Here is a 20,737-nt window from a genome sequence, read left to right as displayed (position 1 = left end):
GTACGCCTATTTCGGTGCGCGCTGACGTATAGACACTGTCTCGTCACCACTCATGACGCTCCAGTATCGGTCACTGGTCGGGCTCGTGGGCGTGAGCAGCGTCGTGACCGGGGTTGGCGTGTGGATCGCCTACCAGTTCGAACTTCTCTTGCTCGGAGTGACGACCGTCGCGACCTGGACACTTCTGGTCGGACTCGTCGAGGAGGCATTTGTCCGGTTCGTCCCATTGATACTCGTCTTCTACGGCTGGAGTTACTGGCGAGGCCAGCTCCTCTCGAAGACCGAGGGGTTGCTCGCGACCGTGGCTTCCGGGCTGACCGTTGCGCTCCTCGAACTCGTGCTCAAACTCGAGTACCTGTCGCGGCTGGAGGCGACAGTCCAGTTCGACTCGCTCGTGCTCCCGCTGGTGTTCGTCCACCTGCCGTTCGCGTTACTCGCCGGGCGGTTCGCGTACGCACTCGGGGAGCGGATTCACGGCTCCGACGACATCGGGTTCCCATCACTCTCTCGACGAACCCTGGCGGCGCTCGTGCTCGGGTATCTCGCCCTCGCGTTCGCCCACGTCGGGTACAACGTGCTCATCTGAGAGCCGCTCGAACAGAGGGAAGTACTGCAAGACCGACGATCACCACACCCTGGATGAGGTGGGGATACTGCAACCGTTTCCCGAATCCGATGACGACCCCTTCGACGAGGACCCAGACGACGAGCGCGACGCCGACGGCGATAGCCGCCGGCCACGCCCATCGTTTTCGACGGTAGAGACCCCACACGACGACCAGCGGGAACACACCGAGGATACTGAAGAGGATGAGACCGGGAACCAGATAGCTATCGAACGGGAAACCAGCCAGAAGCGTCGGCGAGATTCCAATAAGACGCCCCGAGGGAGCGAGGATGAACTGGCCGCCGCCGGCGAGTCCCGACACACCGAGCACACCAATCGTCGCGATGAGTGCCCAGAGCGCGAGTGGTCGATCTTGGTGCTGTGTTGAAATACCCATCCGTCGACGCTCCTCCGTCCTGATGAGAAGTGCTTGCTACGGTGGGAAAGCTATGTGGGTCTACTGGCTGTCCTCTTCGTGGTCGTCGCCGAGTGCCGTCCGAATCATCCCATTGAGTTCTTCGAGCTTCTCGCGGACGCGCTCGGGCTTGTCGGCCGGCGGCTCTTCGAGTGCGACCTGCTCGTGGGGGTCCGGCTCGCCGACGATGACGCTACCGATCATCCCGAGGCTCTCGTGGGGCGTACAGTAGTAGTGGTAGACACCCTCGGTCTCGAAGGTGTGTTCGAACGTCGCACCCTGCTCGGAGACGATGCCGCTGTCCCACGCGGCTGCGCCGTCGGGGACGAGCTGGGGCTGGTCGTTGTCGGGGTGGTAGGCGGTCGTCGAGTGACTCCCACTCTCGTTGTTCCAGGTGACCGTTCCCCCGACGTTCACCCGCACGACGTGGGGCTCGAAGTGGTAGCCCCCGTCCTCGGTGATCATCCGCACCTCGGCCGTATCGGACGGTGCCCCGACTGCTTCGTCGTGGTCATCCTCGTCGTCGCTGTGACCGGACTCCGTGCCGCCGTCGTCGTGGCCAGTCTCAGTCGGCGTGCCGTTTGCCGCTCCGCCATCGTTGTTCTGCGTTCCAGTGCACCCGGCAAGCCCAACGACTGCCGCACCGCCAGTCAGCTGGAGCATCCGTCGACGCGTGAGTGAATCGGTCATGGCATCGGTCACCTTACAGGTGAACCTACACGGTCTGGGCATATAGTCCGGAAAGCAGATTTGCTGGGTCAGCAAATCGGCGTTCCTTTATATACCCACCCACAACAACACGGATTGTGAGTGAGGAGCGAGACATCTCGGGGATTCTCGAAATCCTTGACGACGACTATGCACGCGCCATCCTCGAGGCGACTCGCCCAAAACAGCTGTCCGCCAAGGAACTCAGCGAAGAGTGTGACATGTCAGTCTCGACAGTTTCCAGACGGGTCAACACGTTACTGGAGTACGATCTGCTTATCGAGCGAACGCACGTTGATCCCGACGGTCATCATTACAGCGAATACGAAGCCCAACTCGACCGCGTCGAGGTCCAGCTCCTCGAATCAGGATTCGACATCCGTATCGAACTTCGAGAAGACGCGCCCGACAGATTTGCTCGGTTGTGGAACACAATGAGGAACGAATAACCATGCACCCCGGACTCATCGTCGCAAAGCTCGTCACAATGGTTCTGGGATTCGTGATCGCCTATCAGGCCTATCGAGGGTACCGACGTAGCAACAGTCAATCGATGCTGTACCTCGCGGTCGGGTTCGCCATTATCAGCTTCGGCGCGATCGTCGAAGGAATCTTGTTCGACGTGGTTGGCCTGACCTTACATAATGCGGGAACGGTGGCAACAACCATCGTCGCGATTGGTATGCTCACGATCCTCTACGCTCTATACGGACGTGACCCGCAGAAACTGGAGGACTGACTAATGGTGGATACGACAACAGCCGTTCTCGTGGCCGTCCGCCTGGCTGTCCTTGCCCTCGGTATTCTGATCACGTACTACAGTTTCGAGGCGTATCGACGAACAGGGACGTACTATATGAGAAACGCTGCAGTTGGCTTTGGAATTATTACCCTCGGTGTGTTCATCGAAGGAGTACTGTTCGAGTTCGGGGGGCTTGATCTCGCCCTTGTCCACATCATCGAATCGGTCGCCATCGGTCTCGGATTCGTGGTTCTTCTCATCTCGCTTCGCCGGTAGCTCGAGCCACGGCTATACTCCTCGAATGGTCAATACTGGCTCGTCCGAGTTCCGAAGAACCCGTTCGGTCACACTTCCGATGATCCGTCGTGAAAGGCTGGACCGTCCGTGTGTTCCCATCACGACGAGGTCGATTCCGTGTTGATCGCAGTAATCTCCGATTGCCTGATGAGGAACACCGTGGGTGATCTCAGCAGCGACTGAAACACCGTCGGCAGTTGCCCGGGACTGGACATCTTCGAGGACAGTCTCTCCGTTTTGCTCCAGTACTTGCTGCAGTTCGTCCCACGTCCATCCCGGACGAGACGCGTAGGCACCTCTATCCACAACGTAGAGGGCATGAAGTGTCGCATCGTACGTCCGAGCCAAATCAAGAGCGTGCGTGACTGCCTCTCGTGCGGGCTTACTCCCGTCAGTCGGGACGAGGATAGTCTCAAAGCCTCCCCGCATTCCGGGTTCTGATAGCGCCTGTTTTGCTTTGACACTGAGCACGGGGATATCGACAGTACGGACGAGTCGGGTCGTTACACTGCCGAGCAGGACTCGGTCGAGACCGGTGTGTCCTCGGGTTCCCATACAGACGAGGTCGATCCCGGTATCGGTGATGTAGGAACGAATTTCACGCGCTGGAATGCCACGGCGAACCTCAGTTACTGCGTCGAGACCATGTTCTGCAGCTCGAGTTTCGATCTGCTTGGTGGCGGCATCGCCAGCCTCATACCACGTGTCTGGGAGTGTCTCCAGGTCGGTTTCCAGCGCAGTCAGTTCCAGCTTTCGCTCGATGGGCGAACTGTCGACGACGTGGAGCGCGTGGACAGTTGCGTCGTATCGGCGAGCGAGCTCAAGTCCGTATTGGATTGCGGGCTCGACGTTATCGCTGCCATCAGTCGGGATGAGGATGTCGGTATACATGGTTGGATGAGTGCGTTGATGTTGCTACGGACTCTCGTCCGTCGGTTTTGGGGGCTTATGGGCTGTCGACTCGATGCGTTCCTTGAAGAAGACGAGCTCCTTGTTGGTGTGGTCGTAGAGCTTGGCCTTCCCGTCAAGAACGGTGGTAAAGAGCCGCTTTAGCAACCGGCCCCGGCGGTTATTCGGGAAGTCCATCCAGACGGCGTGTGACATCCGGGTTCCATCCTCAGTCTCTTCGAGCCGAATCGTACCACCTTCGGGGATTCGAACGGTGACAAGTCCACGAAGGAGTGGATAGTACGCTGTCCCAGTCCAGACCGCCACGTGTGGATGATCGATGTACTGAAATCGGCCGTGCAGATCGGCGTACATCCCAGCGACTTCTTCCGCCTGGTGGAATGTCGCCCCCTCTTGTGGGCGATTATCGGGTGTGTCGTATTCGAGTCCGTAGTGTTCCTCGGGGTTCGATGCCGTCCAGTGGACGGGGTCAGTTACGTAGTCCCAGATCTCCTCGGGCGATGCGTCGATGACGATTTCGGCTTTGTCAGTGACATACATGGTGGTCTCTCCACGCTCTCATTTTTCCTTCGCTCACCGTGCGAGCGCGTTGTACAACCACGCGAAGGCGTACACGAGAACGAAGCTAATGACAGTTGCCTCGACCATGCCCGCCACCGTTCCGACGACGGTCGGTTCGAAGAACAGGTGCCACTGTTCCATCATCGCTACCGCACCCTCGTACACTCCGACAGCACCGAAGACACCGAGCAGTAGCATCACGGCTGCTGCGACGATCGCTCCGGATGCCCCGAGTGCAATCGCGTTCAGTTCTCGGACTGCATCCTCAGCTTGGTCAGTACGGTTTGCGGTGTTGCTGGTAGTCGTGCTCATGTCTAGTAATACGTCGGCATGGTTCAATGCGATTGTCGTTACGATTCGAAAGCAAACGCCCGTCGAAGGGGACCACCGACGTTTCGTCGACATACGAAAACGGTACAGGAGGACGTTTTCGAGGCTTCCTTTCGAATCACCCGAGCAAGTACCGGAGCCACGGATTGGACTGCACGATCTCAAGGTCTTCGAGATAGGCATCCAGCCCGAGAATCCGCCCAGCACCGAACGCGCCCAGCCCGAACAGGAGGACGGCGTACACGATGTGGTCGTCGACGACCCACCCGTGGGCGACAGGAAGCCCTGCCAGAAGCCCGCCGGTCAGCGACGCGAGCCAGTAGAACAGCATCATCACCGCACCCCAGAAGGCGCTCCAACGGACGAACGCACCCAAGATAAGTGCGAGTCCGGTCAACGTGAGCCCCCACATATTGAGCTGGTCGATGAGTGGGTTCCCAGCCATACTCCCCCAGAATCCCATCAGCGGATTACCTTCCGGGACGGCGTTCATCAGGAAACCAGCGGCAGTCCAGTTGTTCTCCGGGTTGGCGTCCAGATACGTGACGAGCTTCGTGACGCCGCCCTGAAAGAGCGTCCACCCCATCACGATGCGAAGGAGGAACAGTGAGTATCCGACCCAGTGCTCGGAGTAGTCGAACGTGACGGGACGGCCCCAGATTTCCGTTTCGAGGGTTTCTGTCGTTGCCATAGTGCAGCTAGAATGATTCATTCATAATTTATTACAATTGTGCTTATTAAGGGGCGGATATCAGGGCGAGAAATCTTCGAATCGAAACCGACCAATGAGTATGGCCATCACTCCCGATTGCTGGTCTGCTCAATCTGATGGGTATGTATTCCCGTATGCACGCTCGCTCTGAGTAACCCGGAGTTCGTGGGGGCAGCGGTTTCAGACAGTATTAGACCCGAACAGTGAACCGCATACGCTCCCCTCGCAGTCGTTTGTCCCCGTGCGATGCGGCGAACCCAGTCGAAGCCAGCTCACGATTTTGATTCTATGGGTAAGTGACGCCCCCTGTTTTTGATTTGTAAGCGCAATCGACAAAGACGATGCCTGCGATGGTGTACATATGCAGGCCGCGCTCGTCGAGGGGATTCTCGAATCGCTACGGATCGGTATTGGATTTCTCTGGACAGCCGCGTGGGCGATTATTATGGGGCTCGCCATCACGAGTCTCGTCCAGGTCTACGTCTCGAAAGAGCGGATGGCCAACGTTCTCGGAGAGGGGAACCTGAGTGGACTCACAAAGGCGACACTGTTCGGCGCTGCGAGTAGTGGGTGTAGCTTCGGGGCCGTCGCCATCGGGAAAGGATTGTTCAAGAAGGGAGCGCATACAGTGAACTTCCTCGCGTTCATGTTCGCGTCGACGAACCTCATCGTGGAGTTGGGTCTGATGATTCTGATTCTCCTCGGGTGGGAGTTCCTCGTCGCAGAACTCCTCGGTGGCGTCATCCTCATCGCGGTGATGGCACTGCTCGTTCATCTGACGCTCCCCGAGAATCTCTTCGATCAAGTTCGCCAGGAACTGAACCAGCGAGACGACGAGGGGGGAATCACCGAGGATCCGACCTGCGGGATGGAAGGGAAAAACGAGTACTCGCTTACGACCGACGGGGGCGAGACGCTGAAGTTCTGCTCGAAGGGTTGTATGGAGACCTACGAGCAAGAGGCTGCCAGTAGTGGCGGGTGGCGCGACGAACTCTTCTCGTGGGGTGGGTGGTACAAGGTCGGGAATCAGTACCGCAAGGAGTGGTCGATGATCTGGAAAGACATCATCGCCGGCTTTCTGATTTCGGGGTTCGTCATCGTGTTCGTGCCACAGTGGGTGTGGAACTCGCTCTTCCTGCAGGGTGAGGGATTGCTCGTCAGCGCCGAGAACGCGATTATGGGTGTCACAATCGCCGTGCTCAGCTTCGTCGGGAGTATGGGGAACGTCCCGTTCGCCGTCGCGCTGTGGGGCGGTGGCGTCAGCTTCGCCGGCATCATCGCGTTCGTCTACGCCGACCTCATCACGATTCCCGTTCTGAACGTCTACCGGAAGTACTACGGCTGGAAAGTGATGCTGTACATTCTCGGCGTATTCTTCGTGACGATGGCCTTCACGGGCTTTCTCATGGAAGAACTGTTCAACGCCCTCGGCATCGTTCCGAATCTCACCGGCGGCCAGACCGCGTCCGAACAGACGTACTTCGAACTCAACTACACGTTCTACCTCAACATCATCGCGTTCGCGCTCTCCGGGTTCCTCCTCTACGTCTATCGTCGAGGATTGGGTGCTCCCGGCCAATACCGGGACCCCGTCTGTGGGATGCGGACCGACGATAGCGGGCCGAGTCTCACCCACGACGACGAGACGTACTACTTCTGCTCGAAGCGATGCAAGCGGTCGTTCGAGAAGCACCCATCCGAATTCGCACAGCAACACCCACAGCCCTCTGGAACGGGGACGTCCCAGAGTCATGAACACCACTGACCGTCATGTCTCGATACATCGTTCCGAAATCAAGCAGCCCCGAGACTAGCCTCGGTCAATCACAACTGGTACAGCGAAGTCTCACCAACTCTCGGGCATGAACGAGTATCACGCTAGATCGAGGTGGGAGGGATGAATCGACGGCGAGCCGATACGGTGGTCGGTTTCCTCGTCGCTGCCGTTCTCATCATCGGCGGTGCGCTCAGCTGGGATGCGTACCAGCAACGGCAAGCATTCGAGGAGATGGGATCGATGATGGGAATGTCGATGGGGGCGGTTCACGGAACGAACCCGCTCTGGTACGTCCTCGGAACCCTCCTCGTCTCGGCTGTCATCGGCGGGGGGTATCTCGTGGTTCGGGACGACCTCACCGGCACAGATGTACCCGATCACTCACAGGACGAGGTGGAGAGCGCAACCGCTCGTGAGAGCGCCAAATCACCAGAGATCCAGCCGAATGAAGCTATCAATCCGGAGTCCCAGCCACAGGCTCGCGTGTTAGACCTCCTACCGGAAGACGAACGCCGTATCCTCAAGCCGGTTCTCTCCTCGCCCGGCATCACACAGATCGAACTGCGGGACCGCTCGGACTTCTCGAAGAGCAAGGTGAGCCAGACGGTTAGTACCCTTGAGAGGCGCGGCTTGCTGTACCGCGAGCGCCAAGGGCGGACGTATCGCATCTATCCGAGTGACGACCTACAAGAGAAACAAATGAACTAGCAGGGAATCTCCGACGATTCAGAACCATTCACCGGCGTCGTAGGTGTTGAAATCAAACTGAGCGATGGCCATATGACCCTCCTTCAGCGCGAGGCCTATACTCGTCGACCACGAAAATAAGGGAAATGACCTCCAGAGGATTCTCCCGCCGCAGGCTTCTCCAGTTGACAGGCGCATCTACTCTCGGAGCGTTCGCGGGCTGCGCCGGTCAGCTCCCGGGCACCGACGATGACGGTGGTCGTGAGGTGACGCCACGCTCGACCGTCACTGACGAGCCAGATACGTCCGTCAGCCTCACCGCGGCGTCCGGAACCATTCGACCGTCCCCCGAGACGTCGACGACCAACTGGACGTACAACGAGCAATTCCCGGGACCGGAGCTGCGCGTTCAGGAGGGTGACGTGCTCAGTGTCGAACTGACCAACGACCTCCGAGAGGAAACCACGATTCACTGGCACGGTATTCCGGTTCCGAATCCGGTCGATGGCGTGCCGAACGTGACCCAAGACCCGATCGCGTCCGGTGAGACGTTCACCTACACGTTCCGTGCCGAACCCGCCGGGACGTACTTCTACCACAGCCACGTCGGGCTCCAGCTCGACCGGGGATTGCTCGGCCCACTGATCGTCGAAGAACCCGACCCACACGTCGAGTACGACCGCGAGTACGTCGTCGTCGTCGACGATTATCTCCCTGGAGAACCCCGCATTCCGTCGGACGGTGGGATGGGTGGCGGTGGTGGAATGGGTGGGGGAGGCGGGATGATGGGCGACGTTCGGCCACCGTACGAGGGGCTCCTGATCAACGGTCGACTGCCCGAGAACCCCCAGACATTCGACGTAACTGAGGGCGAGCGGATTCGCTTCCGGTTCGTGAATGCTTCCAGTGCGACGGTCTTTGGGGTGCGGATCGCCGGTCACGAGATGACGGTGACCCACGCCGATGGCCGACCCGTCGAACCCGTCGACGCAGACTCGTTCGTCTTCGGAGCCGGCGAGCGCTACGACGTCGTCGTCGAAGCGGCGAATCCGGGAAGATGGTTCGTTCAGGCGGACGCACTCGACGGGAACGAACCACCAGCCAGAGCCGTCGTCGAGTATGAGTCCACAGGTGGTGCGGCCACCCCACAGCCCCCATCATCCTCGAGTACCCGATTGCAGTACGGCGACCTTCGAGCACTCTCCTCTCTCGACGGTGTGAGCGGGCGTCCCGACCGGACGTTCGACCTGACGCTGTCTCGCGGCAGGGGTGAGTACGTGTGGACGATTGACGGACAGGCCTATCCGGACGCCGATCCACTAAATATTCGACCCGGGGAACACGTCCGGATTCAGATGACCAACCAGAGTCCAGTCGTCCATCCGATGCACCTCCACGGCCACTTCTTCCAAGTCGGTAACGCAGTCAAAGATACCGTCATCGTTCCGGGACATCGAGGTCAGGTGACGCTGGACTTCCACGCGGACAATCCCGGCCGGTGGTTGTTCCACTGTCACAATTTGTATCATCTCGATACGGGCATGGCGCGTGTCGTGAGATACGTCGAGTAGCTCGGTAGCGAGCTTCGAGTCGAACAAACGCCTCTGTTGCTCGCGTACTCGAATTCATGTTCATCGCCTATTACGGGGACTGGAAGACGTCCTCATTTGATACAGGACTCATACTCAAACGACTGCCACCCAGAAGTCAATTGAACCTCGACGTACGCTCTTGGTGGAGCGACGAAACGAAGATCGGTGTCTCAACGATGATTGAGAGTGGGGTGTTCACCCGTCAGTACTACTCCTCCCGGGTTCCCGGCCACTGGCGCGCGTCCGCCTGAATCAATCCATGCATGGTTTGGCGTCGCTCTTTCAGCTCTTCGAGTACGTCGTCGAACTCCTCGTCGGACACCGTAGGGACACCCGCCTTGTGTAGGACGGCGAGGTCGGGCAGCGGTGGATGCTCGTCGGACTGCGTCGCGAACGTACTGACCGTGTCGAGGTAGCTCTGAACACTCGACCGTGCGTTTTCGAGAACCGAGTTGCTGGGCCTCTTCGCCTCGGGTGTCGCTCGCTGCCAGAGGGTCAAAGCGTCGTCGAGACTGGCGACACACAATACGGCGGCGGCCTCGCGGTCGTCGGTGTAGAAGTAGTGTAGGACTGGGTAGGCTTTGTGGTTAGACGTTAGTTCGTTCAGCGCCGTGGTGATACTGTTGAGGGGGAGCGCGACGTCGTCGAACTCATCACCGTTCCAGGCGGTGGTGACGATCGCTTCGCCGTCCAGTCCGAGTCCGCTCACGTTCCGCGCGAACGTCCGTTTCTGCGTGACTGCGTCGAGGACGGAGAGGACGTAGGTGATGCTCAGCGTCACCAGCAACATCCCGCTGGCGGTCATCAGTGCAGTCAGGATCTGCCAGAGGCCATCTCGGGGCGCGAAATCGCCGTTTCCCAACGTGAACAACGAATACCCCACGAAATAGAACCGCTCGACCCAAGAGATAGGGCCTGTGTCGATGGTGTCTCTCAGAGCGTTCTCGGCACTCGCGAAGACGAACATCCACCCGCCCCAGAGCAGGGCGATCCACATCCCAAGTCCGAGGGCGAGAACCACCGGGCCGGCCAGCGCCGAATGCGAGGGCTGTAGGTTCCAACGCGTCGTAGCAGCTTCCAAGTCCCCCGCATCAGGCGTGCGGTAAGGGGTCCCGCACCGCCCTCGACCCAGAGGGTCGTCCACAGGGGGTCGACCACGGCCACGATGAGCAGACTTACGCCCAAGCCGAAGTAGAGATAGTTCACTGGTCTGTCGTTCTCCCCGAAGTCGATTCAAACTGAGCAGCGACAGACAGCGAGTTCATCATCGATGGTGGTGACGGCTGAATCATTATTGTACGATGGGCTAGTCGGCGGCCTGTGCCTGTCCGCCGCTCTGTCTCATCTCGGCCGGATTCTTCATGCCTTCCTTGACGCCGAAGTGGACTAAAACGGCGTTGACTGGGAACGCGAAAACGAATCCGACCGACAGTGAGAACGCCAGCGCCCCCCAGAACAGGAGGTCGCTGATGTGCGCCTGACTGGCGATCAGCAGGTCTGTCCCGATAGCAGCGATCTCCATGATGGTGATGCTCGGTGTCTCGCTGTAGAGGGCGTCGAGCATCGCCTCGCCGAAGCCGACGCCCTCCTGCATCAGCGGACCGACTGTCAGGGCGTAGCCGAACAGGTACGCGAGGGCGAACGTTCCTGCAGCAACGAGGAGCGTACTCTGGAGTGCGAGCAGGCCTGCGAGGAGCGCGAACCCGAGGACTTCACCGACCCCACAGCCCGAATAGCAGTGAGCGGTCGGCGGAAGCCACGTCGCCACAGCGAGTCGTTACTGATCTGGGTGCGGCCAGAGTACCAGTAGATGGCCAGGCCGAACGGCCCGGAGTAGAGGACGACCAGCGTCCAGACGCCTTTCATCAGCGATGGCAGTGCCTGATTCCGCTCGCGGATGTCCCACCAGAGGGTGCCGACGGACGCGAGGACGAGCAGCGCCCAGACACCCATCACGAGCGGGTCCGAAAGAATCGGTTTCATTACGTGGCGAACCGGTGCGAGCGCGTGTTCGATCTGTGTGAGAAGTCCCTGGAGTGGCATAGTCTACGAAATAGCTGCAACAATTCGAAGCTGTACGTTATCGTCCGCCGCTTGATGAATCGTTATACGACCTAGTAGGGCAGGGGACCTTTCTGCAGTTGTGGTTAACATTCCAAAGTAGCTCGTCTCACAACTGCTGGCTTCAACTAGGCCATGATGGAGAAGGAGGGCGAACTGAATCCTCATCGAATTCGGCGACTACGAACGATTCTGTTCCTGAAAAACGATTAGAACGCCCTATACACGTTCTCGAACGTTCTCCTACGTGGATTCACGCCCACGTCGATAACTCCCGAGCAGTCCTACGAGTAACCGAGGAGAAAGACAATGACCACCTTCAAACTCGGCGGCTGGCTGCTCGTGGCGCTCGCGATCATCGGACTCGCGTTCGCCGCCCCCGTAGTCAGCGCACACGGCACCGACACGGCTGCTGACGACGCGCCCACTGACAACGCTACCGCTGATGACTGGGCGGCCTGGATGGAGGCGCAGATGACCGAGCACATGGGCCCTGGTAGCGTCGAGTGGATGGAATCGCACATGGGTGTGACCGTCGACGAGATGGCCCAGGACATGGCTAACGACGACTACAACGGCGGGATGTACGGACAGGGCCACTGCTGATAGGCCCTGACCGTTTCGATCGCTTCGACCGAATACCGAAACTCACCACCAATTCACAATCATGACGCAATTCACCACTCACCTCGGACGCACTGCTCGTCGACTCGCGCTACTCGCCGTCCCACTGCTGGTCGCAGCGACTGGAACCGCTGCTGCCCACGGTAGTGGGAGCTACGGCGGCGGCATGATGGGCGGCGGCTGGGGCGGTATGGGCGGACTCGGCGGCTTCGGGATGCTCGGCGGCGGGATGTTCCTCTGGCCGTTGCTCCTGATCGGACTCGTCCTGCTCTTCGTGTACGGGACTAACCGCGAGGAACCGTCCTCTGGGCCGGATACTGCACTCGCTGAACTCCGCGAGCGCTACGCGCGGGGTGAACTCTCGGACGAGGAGTTCGAGGCTCGGCGAGCCTCGCTCACACAGTGAGTATTGACTCCCTCCACGTATCCTCCCATGTCTTCCACTCGCATTCGTATCGTCGGCTTGCACCTTCGGGGGTGCTACAGCGACCACGAGAGAGTAGACCTGAACGACGGGACGATTTGCTGGGTCAGCAAACGGACTCGGCCGGTTATGCCTCGTGCAATCGTCCATAGTATTGTGGAGAGAAGGAACGGACACACAAAATGTAGAATGAGCACCGGAGCTAACCTGACGACAAGGTCTCTCCAACTCCGTCGGGGACGACTCAAGCGATCTGAACAAAACTCGACGCGCGTCGATTCCAGTCACGGACTGACTCGAAACGCGCGTCACGACAAAACCGACCACCACCACAATGAACGACTCGCAACACAGAGCCCGAATCGACTCACGAGAACAACGCAGACAGGCTGCCGAACGCCGACGACTCCATGCATTCACCGCACCGGAGGCGTGGGGCGGAGCCGGACTGTCGGAAGCCCAGCGGCTAATCACGACCTTGGAAACCCAACACACGGAGTAAATCCATGACGTACACCATCACCACGACGATCGACGCACCGTTCGACGACGCTGTCGCTGCAGTCATGACCGCACTACAGGACGAAGGCTTCGGCATCCTCTGTGACATCGACGTCAAAACAACCCTGAAGGAGAAACTCGATGTCGACGTAGACCAATACCGGATTCTCGGTGCTTGCAATCCACCGCTCGCCCACGAAGGGCTCGTCGAAGAGCCAGACCTGGGTGCTCTCCTCCCGTGCAACGTCGTCGTCTACGAGACGGATGCCGGTGACGTCGTCGTGAGCGCCGTCGACCCACAGCAACTCGTCGCCATCACGGAGAACTCGGAGTTGGACGGGATCGCGACCGAGGTTCACGAACGCTTCGAGAGAGTGCTCGCAGTTGTAACCGACCAGCTTACCACGGAAAGTGAACTCCAATGACGACAACGAATCGAACCAGCACAGCGACGATCGTCCTCCTCGTACTCGGAGCGCTCGTCGTCCTTCCGCTCCTCACGATGGGCGGAGGGATGATGGGATTCGGCGGCTTCGGAATGCTCGGCGGCGGAATGTTCCTCTGGCCGCTCCTCCTGATTGGACTCGTCCTGCTCCTCGTATACGGCGTGGGTAATCGAGACCGGAGCGACGACACCGGCCAAGCCCAGGCAATCGAAACGCTTCGCGAGCGCTACGCTCGCGGAGAACTGACTGAGGACGAATACGACGACCGTCGACGAACGCTTCACAACGAACAACAGGGTTCGTAGGTCCATCAAAAGACCGTGCCGACGACCACCCGAAGACTCCGACGACCCGTCGAACCCGATGCTGCTGAACAGCCACGGTTAGAGGTGACCGGCAGATCAGCTCCGAATAACACCCAGACACGACCGTGACTTTCACACCATCGACCGACGCGCCGAAAGCAGCCAGTAAGAGCGCACAGGCGACGACGCGTCCGCGACTCCCGGCGAACAACTGGCGAGCCATCATCTGTCAGGGGCTCGCCCTCTGGGTCGTCGTCTTCGCTGGATTTCTGGGCCTTCCGCCGAGGCATCCGCTTCAGTTCGGGGTCGCGATCGCCACGATCTACGTGGTTCCGTTAGTTCCGATTAGTCTCTACCTGGACGTGCGTCAGGCCCACCGCACGAGTGGGTGTCAGCTCACCGTCAGGACGTATGCGAGGAATCTGGCGTGCGATTTCGCCAACTGTGTCCGGCGGGACGGCTCGCTCGGCGACGCCCGACGGGATTTGGCCGCGTGTGGTTCAGAGGGTCGCGATGCGTCCGACACACCGTATCCAGAGCCTGCTCTGGCCGGTGATTTCGCACGCAGTGACGGCAATCTCACCGCCGTCCAGGGGCGTCAGTTGTCCGCCGATCAGGTGGGAGGGAGTAGCAGCCCCTTCAATCGATGGGGGGCAAGTGTTGAGCGTAGACTTTCGAAAATGAACAGAAATTCCAATAAAACACAAGACCGTAGATTCAACTGTAGAAGGAGTACCAACTCGCACCCAACAAACCACATATTGCACTCATGACAAGCCTACTCGAAGCAGTACGGACGATCGGAGAACAGTTTTCGACCTCGGAATCCGGAGGATTCCTCGGTAGAAGTGGCCACGCCGCCCCACGCGCAATGCACGGCGGTCGTGGGAGGGGGCTTCGAGGACTCTTCGGCGGTGGAATGATGGGTCACGGCCATGGTCGGCATGGAGGTCGATCTGGCTGTTCGTCGCACCACTCGTCGCACGAATCTACCCCCTCGACGGAGTCTTCAGAGGCGGGATCGAGCGAAGAGCCCGCCGGTTCCGACCGCGCACTCGCGATACTCCGCGAACGGTACGCACGCGGTGAAATCGACGAAGAGGAGTTCGAGACGCGGCGAAACACGTTGAGAGAGATAAAATAAGAACCGGTCGGAAAACACAGCAACACAATCCAACAGATTCACACATGACTCGTAATTACACCAGACGGAACTGGCTGAAGACCCTCGGTATCGCAGGGAGCGTAACCGCCGGAGTTTCATTAGCCGGATGTTCGACCCAGGCACAGAACGGAGGAGAGGTCTACGTAACCAACCAAGGAAGTAACACCGTATCGGTAGTAGATTCAGCCGCGATGGAGGTCCAGACGACCATCGATGTCGAGGAACGGCCACATTTCGTTGCCTTTTCTCCCGATGGCTCGCGAGCGTACGTCGTCAATAACGGTGCGGACATCATCACAGTGATTGACACGGCCGCGCGTCAAGTGATGAGTACCATCGATGTGGGACCAAATCCGCTCCACACAGCGATCAGCCCCGAGGGCAACTACGCGTACACTGCAACTGGGGGTACCAAAGAGGTACGGCGTATCGATCTCCAAAAAGAGATGGTAGACCAAAAGATTCCAGTTGGAACGATCGCCCACGTACCGGCGTTCAGTCCGGACGGAAGCCAACTCTACATCGGTGGTGGTGAGAGCCAGAAGACGATTGTCATCGACACTGAAGCGGGGCAGATACTCACGGAAGTTCAAATCGGTCCGGTAACACACGTGGCGGAACCATCTCCGGATGGGTCGATAATCTACGCCTCCAGCCGCGGCAAGGACCAGGTCACCGTTATCGAGGCCGCTTCATTAAAAGTGAGCGATGTGATTGATATCGGCAGCGGGACGCACGGAATCGCGTTTCACCCCGACGGGCAATACGCGTACGCGACCAGCGAGTCGGCAAACATCGTGTCGGTGATAGACACCGCTACGAAGCAAGTGGAGGAGAAAATAGGCGTAGGAGAGACACCGCACATTGTAAAAGTGAGACCGGACGGACGTTACGCCTACGTGACCAATATCGGCTCCGGCAGCATCTCCGTGATCGACTTGGAGAAGCAGCAGCTGGAGACCGACGTGGAAGTCGGTTCAATGCCCACTGGCGTTGCAGTGCGCCCGTAAGGTCAATACTACAACTACAGAAGAATGACCACAGACGATTCACCATCACACCCGCTGTTTGCGGCCGTGTACGACCCGGTGACGAAACATGCCGAGGAGACACTTCTCCGGGAGCACCGCGAATATCTTACCAGGGATCTGAACGGAGCCGTACTCGATCTCGGGACAGGGACCGGTGCGATGTTCCCGTACTTCGAAGCGGCAACCGAGCACGATCCATCGCTCGTCTTCCACGCGATCGAACCAGATCCACACATGCGACGGCGGGCGGTACAGAAAGCGAATGATCTCGACCTCGACATCGAGATTCGCCCCGAGGGGGCGCAATCGCTTCCGTACGCCGACGATTCGTTCGAGGTCGTCATCGCGTCGCTCGTCTTCTGTACGATTCCCGACATCGACGCGGCACTCGACGAGGTCGCCCGGGTACTCAAACCAGGTGGCGAGTTCCGATTTCTCGAACACGTCCACGCTGACGGGTGGCTCGCGCACGTCCAAGACGCCGCAAATCCCGTCTGGCGGCGCGGCGCAGCCGGCTGTCATCTCAACCGCGACACGGCAGCCACCTTCAGAACCGACGATCGCTTCGAGGTGGCAGAGCTCGATGAGTTGGAAATCGGCATCCCGCCGGTAAAGCCGTTCGTTCGCGGAACGCTCGTCGCTCTCGACGAGCACCGGAATCCGTGGGAACGTGTCTTCGACCGCATTCCATCGCGGCTCGAGACACTGCTCACCCCGGAGCGGTGACCGTCCCTTCGAATCGAAGATCTCGTCGGGTCACGGGCTATGATATTGAATAATAAGTCCAATAACTACCAAGACCATATAGACACCTGTGACCGAAGTTATCCTCTTCACCCAGGAGACGTGTGGAGCGTGCGCCACGCAGCGACAGAAGAACGAGGGAATCGAAGACGAATTCTCCGACGTCGAGTTTCGCGAGGTCGACATCCAGCGGGATCTGGAGATCGCCGAGGAGTACGGCGTCCGCAAGACACCTACGATACTCATCCACGCGGACGGCGTGCGGGTCGACGAATTCATCGGCATCGTCGAGCGTGACGAGCTAGAAGCGGCGATCCAGGAAGCGAAAACCCACCGATCTGGGTTCGCACAACGGCTCGTCGATCTCGTTCGTGGATGACCACTCACAGAAGACAAAGCACACTGACCACTGATAATGAATGAAACCAGGTCCACTCCGAATAGTATTGTACGATTCGAACAAATAAACGTGCGATCGATCCGTCGTACCGCCAGAAACCACAGCCCATGACACGCTCCACTATCGACCCCGCTCTCACCTACCTCCGTGACCATCAGGACGACGTCGTTGACCTGGCGAGTACGCTCGTCGGATTCGACACGCAGAACCCACCGGGCGACACCCGTGAGACCGTGACGTGGGTCGAGTCGTTCTTCGCCGACCTCGACATCGAAACCGAACGAGTCGTCTCCGACCCAAAAAAGCCGAACCTCGTGGCGACCCTTCCGGGCTCGTCCGATCGAAGGCTCCTCTATCAGGGACACCTCGACACCGTACCATTCGACCCTGACGAGTGGACGTTCGATCCACTCGGCGAACGCGACGGTGACCTGATCTACGGCCGCGGCACAACCGACATGAAAGGTGCTGTCGCGGCGATGCTGACCGTGGCACAGGCGTACGCCGAAACCGACACAGAGCCACCGATGACCATCGACTTTGTGCTGGTGAGCGACGAAGAAGTCGCCGGCGATGCGGGGTTGCCGACACTCCTCGAGACGTGGGACGTCTCCGCCGACGCGTGCGTCATCGGCGAGACGACCTGCGAGCAGGGCCGACACTCGACGACAGTTGCTGATCGGGGGAGCATCTGGCTCACCCTCGCCGCGACGGGGCAGTCCGCCCACGGATCACGCCCGATGCTCGGGACGAACGCGATTCGATGTCTGTGCGACGCCGTCGACGATGTCGAATCGACGCTCTCCGAGACGACGTTTGATCTCGACCCCGTCGTCAAGGCGGTCGTCGACGAATCGGTAGAGTACTACGAACCACGGTTCGGTGAACGAACCGCACGGGATCTGTTCGAGCGACCGTCGGTGAACCTCGGCGTCGTCCGTGGCGGTGACCGCGTGAACGTCGTTCCGGGGGCCGCCGAAGCCCATCTCGACGTTCGGCTCACCGCTGGCGTCCATACGCCAGACGTACTCGACACCATCCGCGACATTGTGGCCGGTCACGACTGCGTCGAAATCACCGACGCGAACTGGTCCATCGGGACGTACGAGCATCCCGACGGGCCGCTGGCGAACGCCGTCGTCGCCGTGGCCAGCGACGTCACGGGAGACCGGGTCTACCGTCGCAGTGCGACCGGGGGTGGCGACGCGAAGAAGATGCGAAACGCCGGCGTCCCGACCGTCGAGTTCGGCCTCGGGACCGACACGGCCCACGCCGTCGACGAGTTCACGACGAGAGACGCGCTCGTCGGAAACGCCGAGGTGTACGCGCGCCTTCCGGCCGAACTCCTGAACCACCTCAACACCGGCTCGGAACGAGTCGACGCCACAACTAGTAGGATGGGAGACACCCATCTCCCGAAGCAGACCACGCAAACGGGTGACCAACAGTGACACCCGCCGAACTGCGTGCGTCGATCCCCGCACTCGACGGGGTGACCTACCTGAACACGGGTGCGCACGGGCCCAGCCCCAAGACAGTCGTCGAGCGAGTCGAGCGGTCTCTCGAATATCACGAGTACGAGTCTCCCGCCGACGAAGGACCGTATTCGACGGCGTTCGCAACCTACGAGGACGTTCGAACGGACGTCGCTGACTTTCTCGGCGCGGACGCGAGCGAGATTGCGCTAACACAAAGCACCACGGACGGCATCACCCGAATCGCCACCACCCTCGACTGGTCGCCGGGGGACGTCGTCGTCAGAACCGACCTCGAACACCCCGCAGGCATCCTCCCGTGGCGACGGCTCGAACGCGAGGGCGTCGAAGTACGCGTCGTCGAGAGCGAGGATGGCCACCTCGACCGGGATCAGTACACCGAAGCAGTCGAAGGAGCGTCGCTCGTCTGTTTCAGCGCCGTAACGTGGAACTACGGGACGCGCCTCCCGGTCAGCGAACTCGTCGACGTCGCACGTGACGCGGGAGCACTCACACTCGTCGACGCGGTACAGGCCATCGGGCAGTTCTCCGTGGACATCCGCGAGTGGGGGGCAGACGTGGTCGCCGGGGCCGGACACAAGTGGCTCCTCGGACCGTGGGGCGCGGGATTCCTCTACGTCCGCCGAGCGCTCGCCGACCAACTCGAACCACGGGCGGTCGGCTATCGCGGCGTGACGGAGCCGACGAGTGAGACGACGGAGTTCAAGCCGGGTGCACCTCGATTCGAGATCGGGACGACGAATCCGGCGGTACACGTCGGCCTCCGCGAGGCCATCGACCTCGTCGACCGCGTCGGACTGGATCGAACCGAGGACTACATCACGTCGCTCGCGGGACGATTCGTCGATGCGGTCCCTGACGATAGGCTGGTGAGTCCGCGCGATCCCGATTCCGGCCTCGTCACGGTCGACGTGAACGACCCCGAGACGACAGTCGAACGACTCGCCAACGAGGGCATCGTCGTTCGGGCACTTCCCGAACCGAACGCGGTACGAGCGTCGTTCCACACCTTTAACGACGAATCGGACGTCGACACGCTTCTCGACGAACTCGGCGAGGAGTGGTAGTCAGCGTATCCGGCGACCACGTAACGATGAAACACGCCACAGAAACCGACTCATGAACCCAACTAGAAGACAGTTCCTGCGACTGCTCGGTACTGGTGCCGTCGCAAGCGCGGGACTTACCGGAACGGCAGCCGCACAGGAGACACCCGTCGTGAAGATGGGCAACAACTACTTCGATCCGATCGGACTCCACGTCGACCCCGGTATGACGGTTCGCTTCGAGCTAGCGGCCGGAGCCCACTCGGCGACCGCCTACTCGGAGCGGATTCCGGCCGACGCTGACACGTTCGACAGCGGGACTATCTCCCGAGGGAGCTTCGATCATACCTTCGAGACACCGGGAACCTACGATTATTACTGCATTCCGCACCGCTCGGTGGGGATGGTCGGCCGCATCGTCGTCGGCAACCCCGGCGGGCCAGCCGAAGACAGTCAGATTCCGGACGGCGACGTGCCCGCGAGTCGGACAATCGTCGAGCAGAGCACCGTTCCGTACGGCTCCTCGTCGGGGACAGGGAGTAGTCGAACTGACGACGGAATGATGGGATCTGGCGGGATGGGCGGCGGAATGGGTGGTGGGATGGGCGGTTCCAACACTGGTGTAGACGGCGGGTCACTCGTGGGGGTGTTCGGCGGGCTGGTCGCCATGCTCGGCGTCGCTGGTGGAGCCGTCTACTGGCTGATGCGTCGGGGAGACGCTGAAACGTCTACCGACGCTGATTCGGCCATGGACGCACTCCGGGGGCGCTACGCACGGGGCGAAATCGACGACGAAGAGTTCCACGAACGTCGCGCCCGGCTCGAAGAGGGTGACAGCCACTTCGAAGAGTAAGCCAACTGCAGGTTCGTCGACGAAGGTCTTCGAATCGCGCGGTGTCAAATCGGTGCGGGTGAGGGTACTCGGCTAGCGGTATCGACTCACCGATGGACGGAGAGGTCTACGAGCGACGGCTCGCCGAGCCAAGTGTATCGCTTGCTCAACGAACCTGAGTAACCGCGACTTCGGGAGGGCTTCCATCTGGTCAGACTACGAGGCGAACCTGTAACTCTCTGAGGATTTCAACAGAGCCTCGACATTGTATCGTGGCCGAAGTAGCAACTCCAACACGCCATTTGTGATGATTTCCTTGTATTTC

General features: G+C 59.9%; 25 protein-coding genes and 2 pseudogenes. 18 read left to right on the top strand and 9 right to left on the bottom strand.

The window, feature by feature from the left end:
- Positions 1–52 precede the first annotated feature (52 nt).
- A complete protein-coding gene (locus KZ498_RS22275) occupies positions 53–586 on the top strand; it encodes a hypothetical protein (RefSeq protein ID WP_310897838.1) in 534 nt (177 codons plus the stop codon).
- Here KZ498_RS22275 and KZ498_RS22270 read toward each other — a convergent pair.
- Both KZ498_RS22270 and KZ498_RS22265 read right to left on the bottom strand, forming a co-directional pair.
- A complete protein-coding gene (locus KZ498_RS22270; RefSeq protein WP_310897839.1) occupies positions 579–1,004 on the bottom strand; it encodes a hypothetical protein in 426 nt (141 codons plus the stop codon). The two genes, KZ498_RS22275 and KZ498_RS22270, sit on opposite strands and share 8 nt — an antisense overlap.
- Before the next feature lie 60 nt (positions 1,005–1,064).
- A complete protein-coding gene (locus tag KZ498_RS22265) occupies positions 1,065–1,712 on the bottom strand; it encodes a plastocyanin/azurin family copper-binding protein (RefSeq protein ID WP_142980476.1) in 648 nt (215 codons plus the stop codon).
- 116 nt (positions 1,713–1,828) lie between these two features.
- On the opposite strand from KZ498_RS22265, the gene KZ498_RS22260 reads away from it, so the two are divergent.
- The 3 genes from KZ498_RS22260 to KZ498_RS22250 are packed head-to-tail and all read left to right on the top strand — an operon-like array spanning position 1,829 to position 2,748.
- The gene (locus tag KZ498_RS22260) at positions 1,829–2,179 is read left to right on the top strand and encodes a helix-turn-helix domain-containing protein (RefSeq protein WP_142980477.1); all 351 of its coding nucleotides are present in this window, start codon (positions 1,829–1,831) and stop codon (positions 2,177–2,179) included.
- 2 nt (positions 2,180–2,181) lie between these two features.
- Positions 2,182–2,469: a hypothetical protein gene (locus tag KZ498_RS22255; RefSeq protein ID WP_049983676.1), complete on the top strand. Its 288-nt coding sequence runs from the start codon at positions 2,182–2,184 to the stop codon at positions 2,467–2,469.
- A gap of 3 nt (positions 2,470–2,472) precedes the next feature.
- Positions 2,473–2,748 (top strand): hypothetical protein, encoded by a 276-nt coding sequence (locus KZ498_RS22250; protein WP_115819528.1) that lies wholly within the window; start codon positions 2,473–2,475, stop codon positions 2,746–2,748.
- Positions 2,749–2,760: 12 nt separating this feature from the next.
- On the opposite strand, the gene KZ498_RS22245 is transcribed toward KZ498_RS22250, so the two are convergent.
- The 4 genes from KZ498_RS22245 to KZ498_RS22230 all read right to left on the bottom strand — a co-directional run bounded on the left by KZ498_RS22245 (position 2,761) and on the right by KZ498_RS22230 (position 5,260).
- Entirely contained in the window at positions 2,761–3,660 is a 900-nt protein-coding gene (locus tag KZ498_RS22245; protein ID WP_115819529.1) for a universal stress protein, read from the bottom strand.
- A 24-nt stretch (positions 3,661–3,684) separates the two neighbouring features.
- On the bottom strand, positions 3,685–4,218 hold the full coding sequence (locus tag KZ498_RS22240) for an SRPBCC family protein (RefSeq protein WP_142980802.1): 534 nt from the start codon (positions 4,216–4,218) through the stop codon (positions 3,685–3,687).
- A gap of 33 nt (positions 4,219–4,251) precedes the next feature.
- Positions 4,252–4,551, bottom strand: a complete 300-nt coding sequence (locus KZ498_RS22235; RefSeq protein ID WP_246058030.1) for a hypothetical protein — start codon at positions 4,549–4,551, stop codon at positions 4,252–4,254.
- Positions 4,552–4,687: 136 nt separating this feature from the next.
- Positions 4,688–5,260 (bottom strand): DoxX family protein, encoded by a 573-nt coding sequence (locus KZ498_RS22230; protein WP_103428182.1) that lies wholly within the window; start codon positions 5,258–5,260, stop codon positions 4,688–4,690.
- A gap of 382 nt (positions 5,261–5,642) precedes the next feature.
- On the opposite strand from KZ498_RS22230, the gene KZ498_RS22225 reads away from it, so the two are divergent.
- The 3 genes from KZ498_RS22225 to KZ498_RS22215 all read left to right on the top strand — a co-directional run bounded on the left by KZ498_RS22225 (position 5,643) and on the right by KZ498_RS22215 (position 9,316).
- Positions 5,643–7,046, top strand: coding sequence for a permease (locus tag KZ498_RS22225; RefSeq protein ID WP_310921665.1), 1,404 nt, complete (start codon positions 5,643–5,645; stop codon positions 7,044–7,046).
- Positions 7,047–7,178: 132 nt separating this feature from the next.
- Positions 7,179–7,766: a MarR family transcriptional regulator gene (locus KZ498_RS22220; protein ID WP_142980804.1), complete on the top strand. Its 588-nt coding sequence runs from the start codon at positions 7,179–7,181 to the stop codon at positions 7,764–7,766.
- Positions 7,767–7,891: 125 nt separating this feature from the next.
- Positions 7,892–9,316, top strand: a complete 1,425-nt coding sequence (locus KZ498_RS22215) for a multicopper oxidase family protein (RefSeq protein ID WP_312621688.1) — start codon at positions 7,892–7,894, stop codon at positions 9,314–9,316.
- A gap of 229 nt (positions 9,317–9,545) precedes the next feature.
- Here the strand turns inward: KZ498_RS22215 and KZ498_RS22210 are convergent, their stop codons facing one another.
- Both KZ498_RS22210 and KZ498_RS24795 read right to left on the bottom strand, forming a co-directional pair.
- Entirely contained in the window at positions 9,546–10,418 is an 873-nt protein-coding gene (locus KZ498_RS22210) for a potassium channel family protein (protein WP_312621687.1), read from the bottom strand.
- Positions 10,419–10,643: 225 nt separating this feature from the next.
- Positions 10,644–11,380 (bottom strand): annotated as a pseudogene (locus KZ498_RS24795) (DUF4396 domain-containing protein).
- Positions 11,381–11,707: 327 nt separating this feature from the next.
- Between KZ498_RS24795 and KZ498_RS22200 the strand changes: the two are divergent.
- The 11 genes from KZ498_RS22200 (at position 11,708) to KZ498_RS22150 (ending at position 20,433) form a co-directional block, all read left to right on the top strand.
- The gene (locus KZ498_RS22200) at positions 11,708–12,004 is read left to right on the top strand and encodes a hypothetical protein (RefSeq protein ID WP_312621685.1); all 297 of its coding nucleotides are present in this window, start codon (positions 11,708–11,710) and stop codon (positions 12,002–12,004) included.
- Between the two features lie 61 nt (positions 12,005–12,065).
- Complete coding sequence (locus KZ498_RS22195; protein ID WP_312621683.1) at positions 12,066–12,428, top strand: SHOCT domain-containing protein; 363 nt, start codon at positions 12,066–12,068, stop codon at positions 12,426–12,428.
- A 524-nt stretch (positions 12,429–12,952) separates the two neighbouring features.
- The gene (locus KZ498_RS22190) at positions 12,953–13,372 is read left to right on the top strand and encodes a DUF302 domain-containing protein (protein WP_312621682.1); all 420 of its coding nucleotides are present in this window, start codon (positions 12,953–12,955) and stop codon (positions 13,370–13,372) included.
- A complete protein-coding gene (locus KZ498_RS22185) occupies positions 13,369–13,698 on the top strand; it encodes an SHOCT domain-containing protein (protein WP_312621681.1) in 330 nt (109 codons plus the stop codon). Before KZ498_RS22190 ends, KZ498_RS22185 begins: the two co-directional genes overlap by 4 nt.
- A gap of 769 nt (positions 13,699–14,467) precedes the next feature.
- A complete protein-coding gene (locus tag KZ498_RS22180; RefSeq protein ID WP_312621679.1) occupies positions 14,468–14,842 on the top strand; it encodes an SHOCT domain-containing protein in 375 nt (124 codons plus the stop codon).
- A 44-nt stretch (positions 14,843–14,886) separates the two neighbouring features.
- Positions 14,887–15,873 carry a beta-propeller fold lactonase family protein gene (locus tag KZ498_RS22175; protein WP_312621677.1) on the top strand — a complete coding sequence of 329 codons (987 nt, stop codon included), beginning with the start codon at positions 14,887–14,889 and terminating at the stop codon, positions 15,871–15,873.
- 24 nt (positions 15,874–15,897) lie between these two features.
- Positions 15,898–16,620 carry a class I SAM-dependent methyltransferase gene (locus KZ498_RS22170; RefSeq protein ID WP_312621675.1) on the top strand — a complete coding sequence of 241 codons (723 nt, stop codon included), beginning with the start codon at positions 15,898–15,900 and terminating at the stop codon, positions 16,618–16,620.
- A gap of 88 nt (positions 16,621–16,708) precedes the next feature.
- Positions 16,709–17,017, top strand: coding sequence for a thioredoxin family protein (locus tag KZ498_RS22165; protein ID WP_312621674.1), 309 nt, complete (start codon positions 16,709–16,711; stop codon positions 17,015–17,017).
- 128 nt (positions 17,018–17,145) lie between these two features.
- The gene (locus KZ498_RS22160; protein WP_312621673.1) at positions 17,146–18,489 is read left to right on the top strand and encodes a M20 family metallopeptidase; all 1,344 of its coding nucleotides are present in this window, start codon (positions 17,146–17,148) and stop codon (positions 18,487–18,489) included.
- The gene (locus tag KZ498_RS22155) at positions 18,486–19,601 is read left to right on the top strand and encodes an aminotransferase class V-fold PLP-dependent enzyme (RefSeq protein ID WP_312621671.1); all 1,116 of its coding nucleotides are present in this window, start codon (positions 18,486–18,488) and stop codon (positions 19,599–19,601) included. The genes KZ498_RS22160 and KZ498_RS22155 overlap by 4 nt, the downstream gene beginning before the upstream one ends.
- A 52-nt stretch (positions 19,602–19,653) precedes the next feature.
- Positions 19,654–20,433, top strand: coding sequence for a plastocyanin/azurin family copper-binding protein (locus KZ498_RS22150; protein WP_312621670.1), 780 nt, complete (start codon positions 19,654–19,656; stop codon positions 20,431–20,433).
- 78 nt (positions 20,434–20,511) lie between these two features.
- Here the strand turns inward: KZ498_RS22150 and KZ498_RS24790 are convergent.
- Positions 20,512–20,619 (bottom strand): annotated as a pseudogene (locus KZ498_RS24790) (IS5/IS1182 family transposase); the annotation flags it as partial.
- Between the last annotated feature and the right edge of the window lie 118 nt (positions 20,620–20,737).

The sequence above is a fragment of the Haloarcula sp. 1CSR25-25 genome, assembly GCF_032027985.1.
Classification (GTDB): Archaea; Halobacteriota; Halobacteria; order Halobacteriales; family Haloarculaceae; genus Haloarcula.
This window is presented reverse-complemented; position numbering and strand designations above follow the sequence as displayed.

Bases quoted from the DNA above. Each gene is read 5' to 3' on its own strand.
- KZ498_RS22190 (WP_312621682.1), top strand. From the start codon at position 12,953: ATGACGTACACCATCACCACGACGATCGACGCACCGTTCGACGACGCT.
- KZ498_RS22180 (WP_312621679.1), top strand. From the start codon at position 14,468: ATGACAAGCCTACTCGAAGCAGTACGGACGATCGGAGAACAGTTTTCG.
- KZ498_RS22185 (WP_312621681.1), top strand. From the start codon at position 13,369: ATGACGACAACGAATCGAACCAGCACAGCGACGATCGTCCTCCTCGTA.
- KZ498_RS22250 (WP_115819528.1), top strand. From the start codon at position 2,473: ATGGTGGATACGACAACAGCCGTTCTCGTGGCCGTCCGCCTGGCTGTC.
- KZ498_RS22275 (WP_310897838.1), top strand. From the start codon at position 53: ATGACGCTCCAGTATCGGTCACTGGTCGGGCTCGTGGGCGTGAGCAGC.
- KZ498_RS22225 (WP_310921665.1), top strand. From the start codon at position 5,643: ATGCAGGCCGCGCTCGTCGAGGGGATTCTCGAATCGCTACGGATCGGT.
- KZ498_RS22265 (WP_142980476.1), bottom strand. From the start codon at position 1,712: ATGACCGATTCACTCACGCGTCGACGGATGCTCCAGCTGACTGGCGGT.
- KZ498_RS22245 (WP_115819529.1), bottom strand. From the start codon at position 3,660: ATGTATACCGACATCCTCATCCCGACTGATGGCAGCGATAACGTCGAG.
- KZ498_RS22220 (WP_142980804.1), top strand. From the start codon at position 7,179: ATGAATCGACGGCGAGCCGATACGGTGGTCGGTTTCCTCGTCGCTGCC.
- KZ498_RS22150 (WP_312621670.1), top strand. From the start codon at position 19,654: ATGAACCCAACTAGAAGACAGTTCCTGCGACTGCTCGGTACTGGTGCC.
- KZ498_RS22215 (WP_312621688.1), top strand. From the start codon at position 7,892: ATGACCTCCAGAGGATTCTCCCGCCGCAGGCTTCTCCAGTTGACAGGC.
- KZ498_RS22255 (WP_049983676.1), top strand. From the start codon at position 2,182: ATGCACCCCGGACTCATCGTCGCAAAGCTCGTCACAATGGTTCTGGGA.
- KZ498_RS22175 (WP_312621677.1), top strand. From the start codon at position 14,887: ATGACTCGTAATTACACCAGACGGAACTGGCTGAAGACCCTCGGTATC.
- KZ498_RS22240 (WP_142980802.1), bottom strand. From the start codon at position 4,218: ATGTATGTCACTGACAAAGCCGAAATCGTCATCGACGCATCGCCCGAG.
- KZ498_RS22270 (WP_310897839.1), bottom strand. From the start codon at position 1,004: ATGGGTATTTCAACACAGCACCAAGATCGACCACTCGCGCTCTGGGCA.
- KZ498_RS22160 (WP_312621673.1), top strand. From the start codon at position 17,146: ATGACACGCTCCACTATCGACCCCGCTCTCACCTACCTCCGTGACCAT.
- KZ498_RS22170 (WP_312621675.1), top strand. From the start codon at position 15,898: ATGACCACAGACGATTCACCATCACACCCGCTGTTTGCGGCCGTGTAC.
- KZ498_RS22235 (WP_246058030.1), bottom strand. From the start codon at position 4,551: ATGAGCACGACTACCAGCAACACCGCAAACCGTACTGACCAAGCTGAG.
- KZ498_RS22200 (WP_312621685.1), top strand. From the start codon at position 11,708: ATGACCACCTTCAAACTCGGCGGCTGGCTGCTCGTGGCGCTCGCGATC.
- KZ498_RS22195 (WP_312621683.1), top strand. From the start codon at position 12,066: ATGACGCAATTCACCACTCACCTCGGACGCACTGCTCGTCGACTCGCG.
- KZ498_RS22230 (WP_103428182.1), bottom strand. From the start codon at position 5,260: ATGGCAACGACAGAAACCCTCGAAACGGAAATCTGGGGCCGTCCCGTC.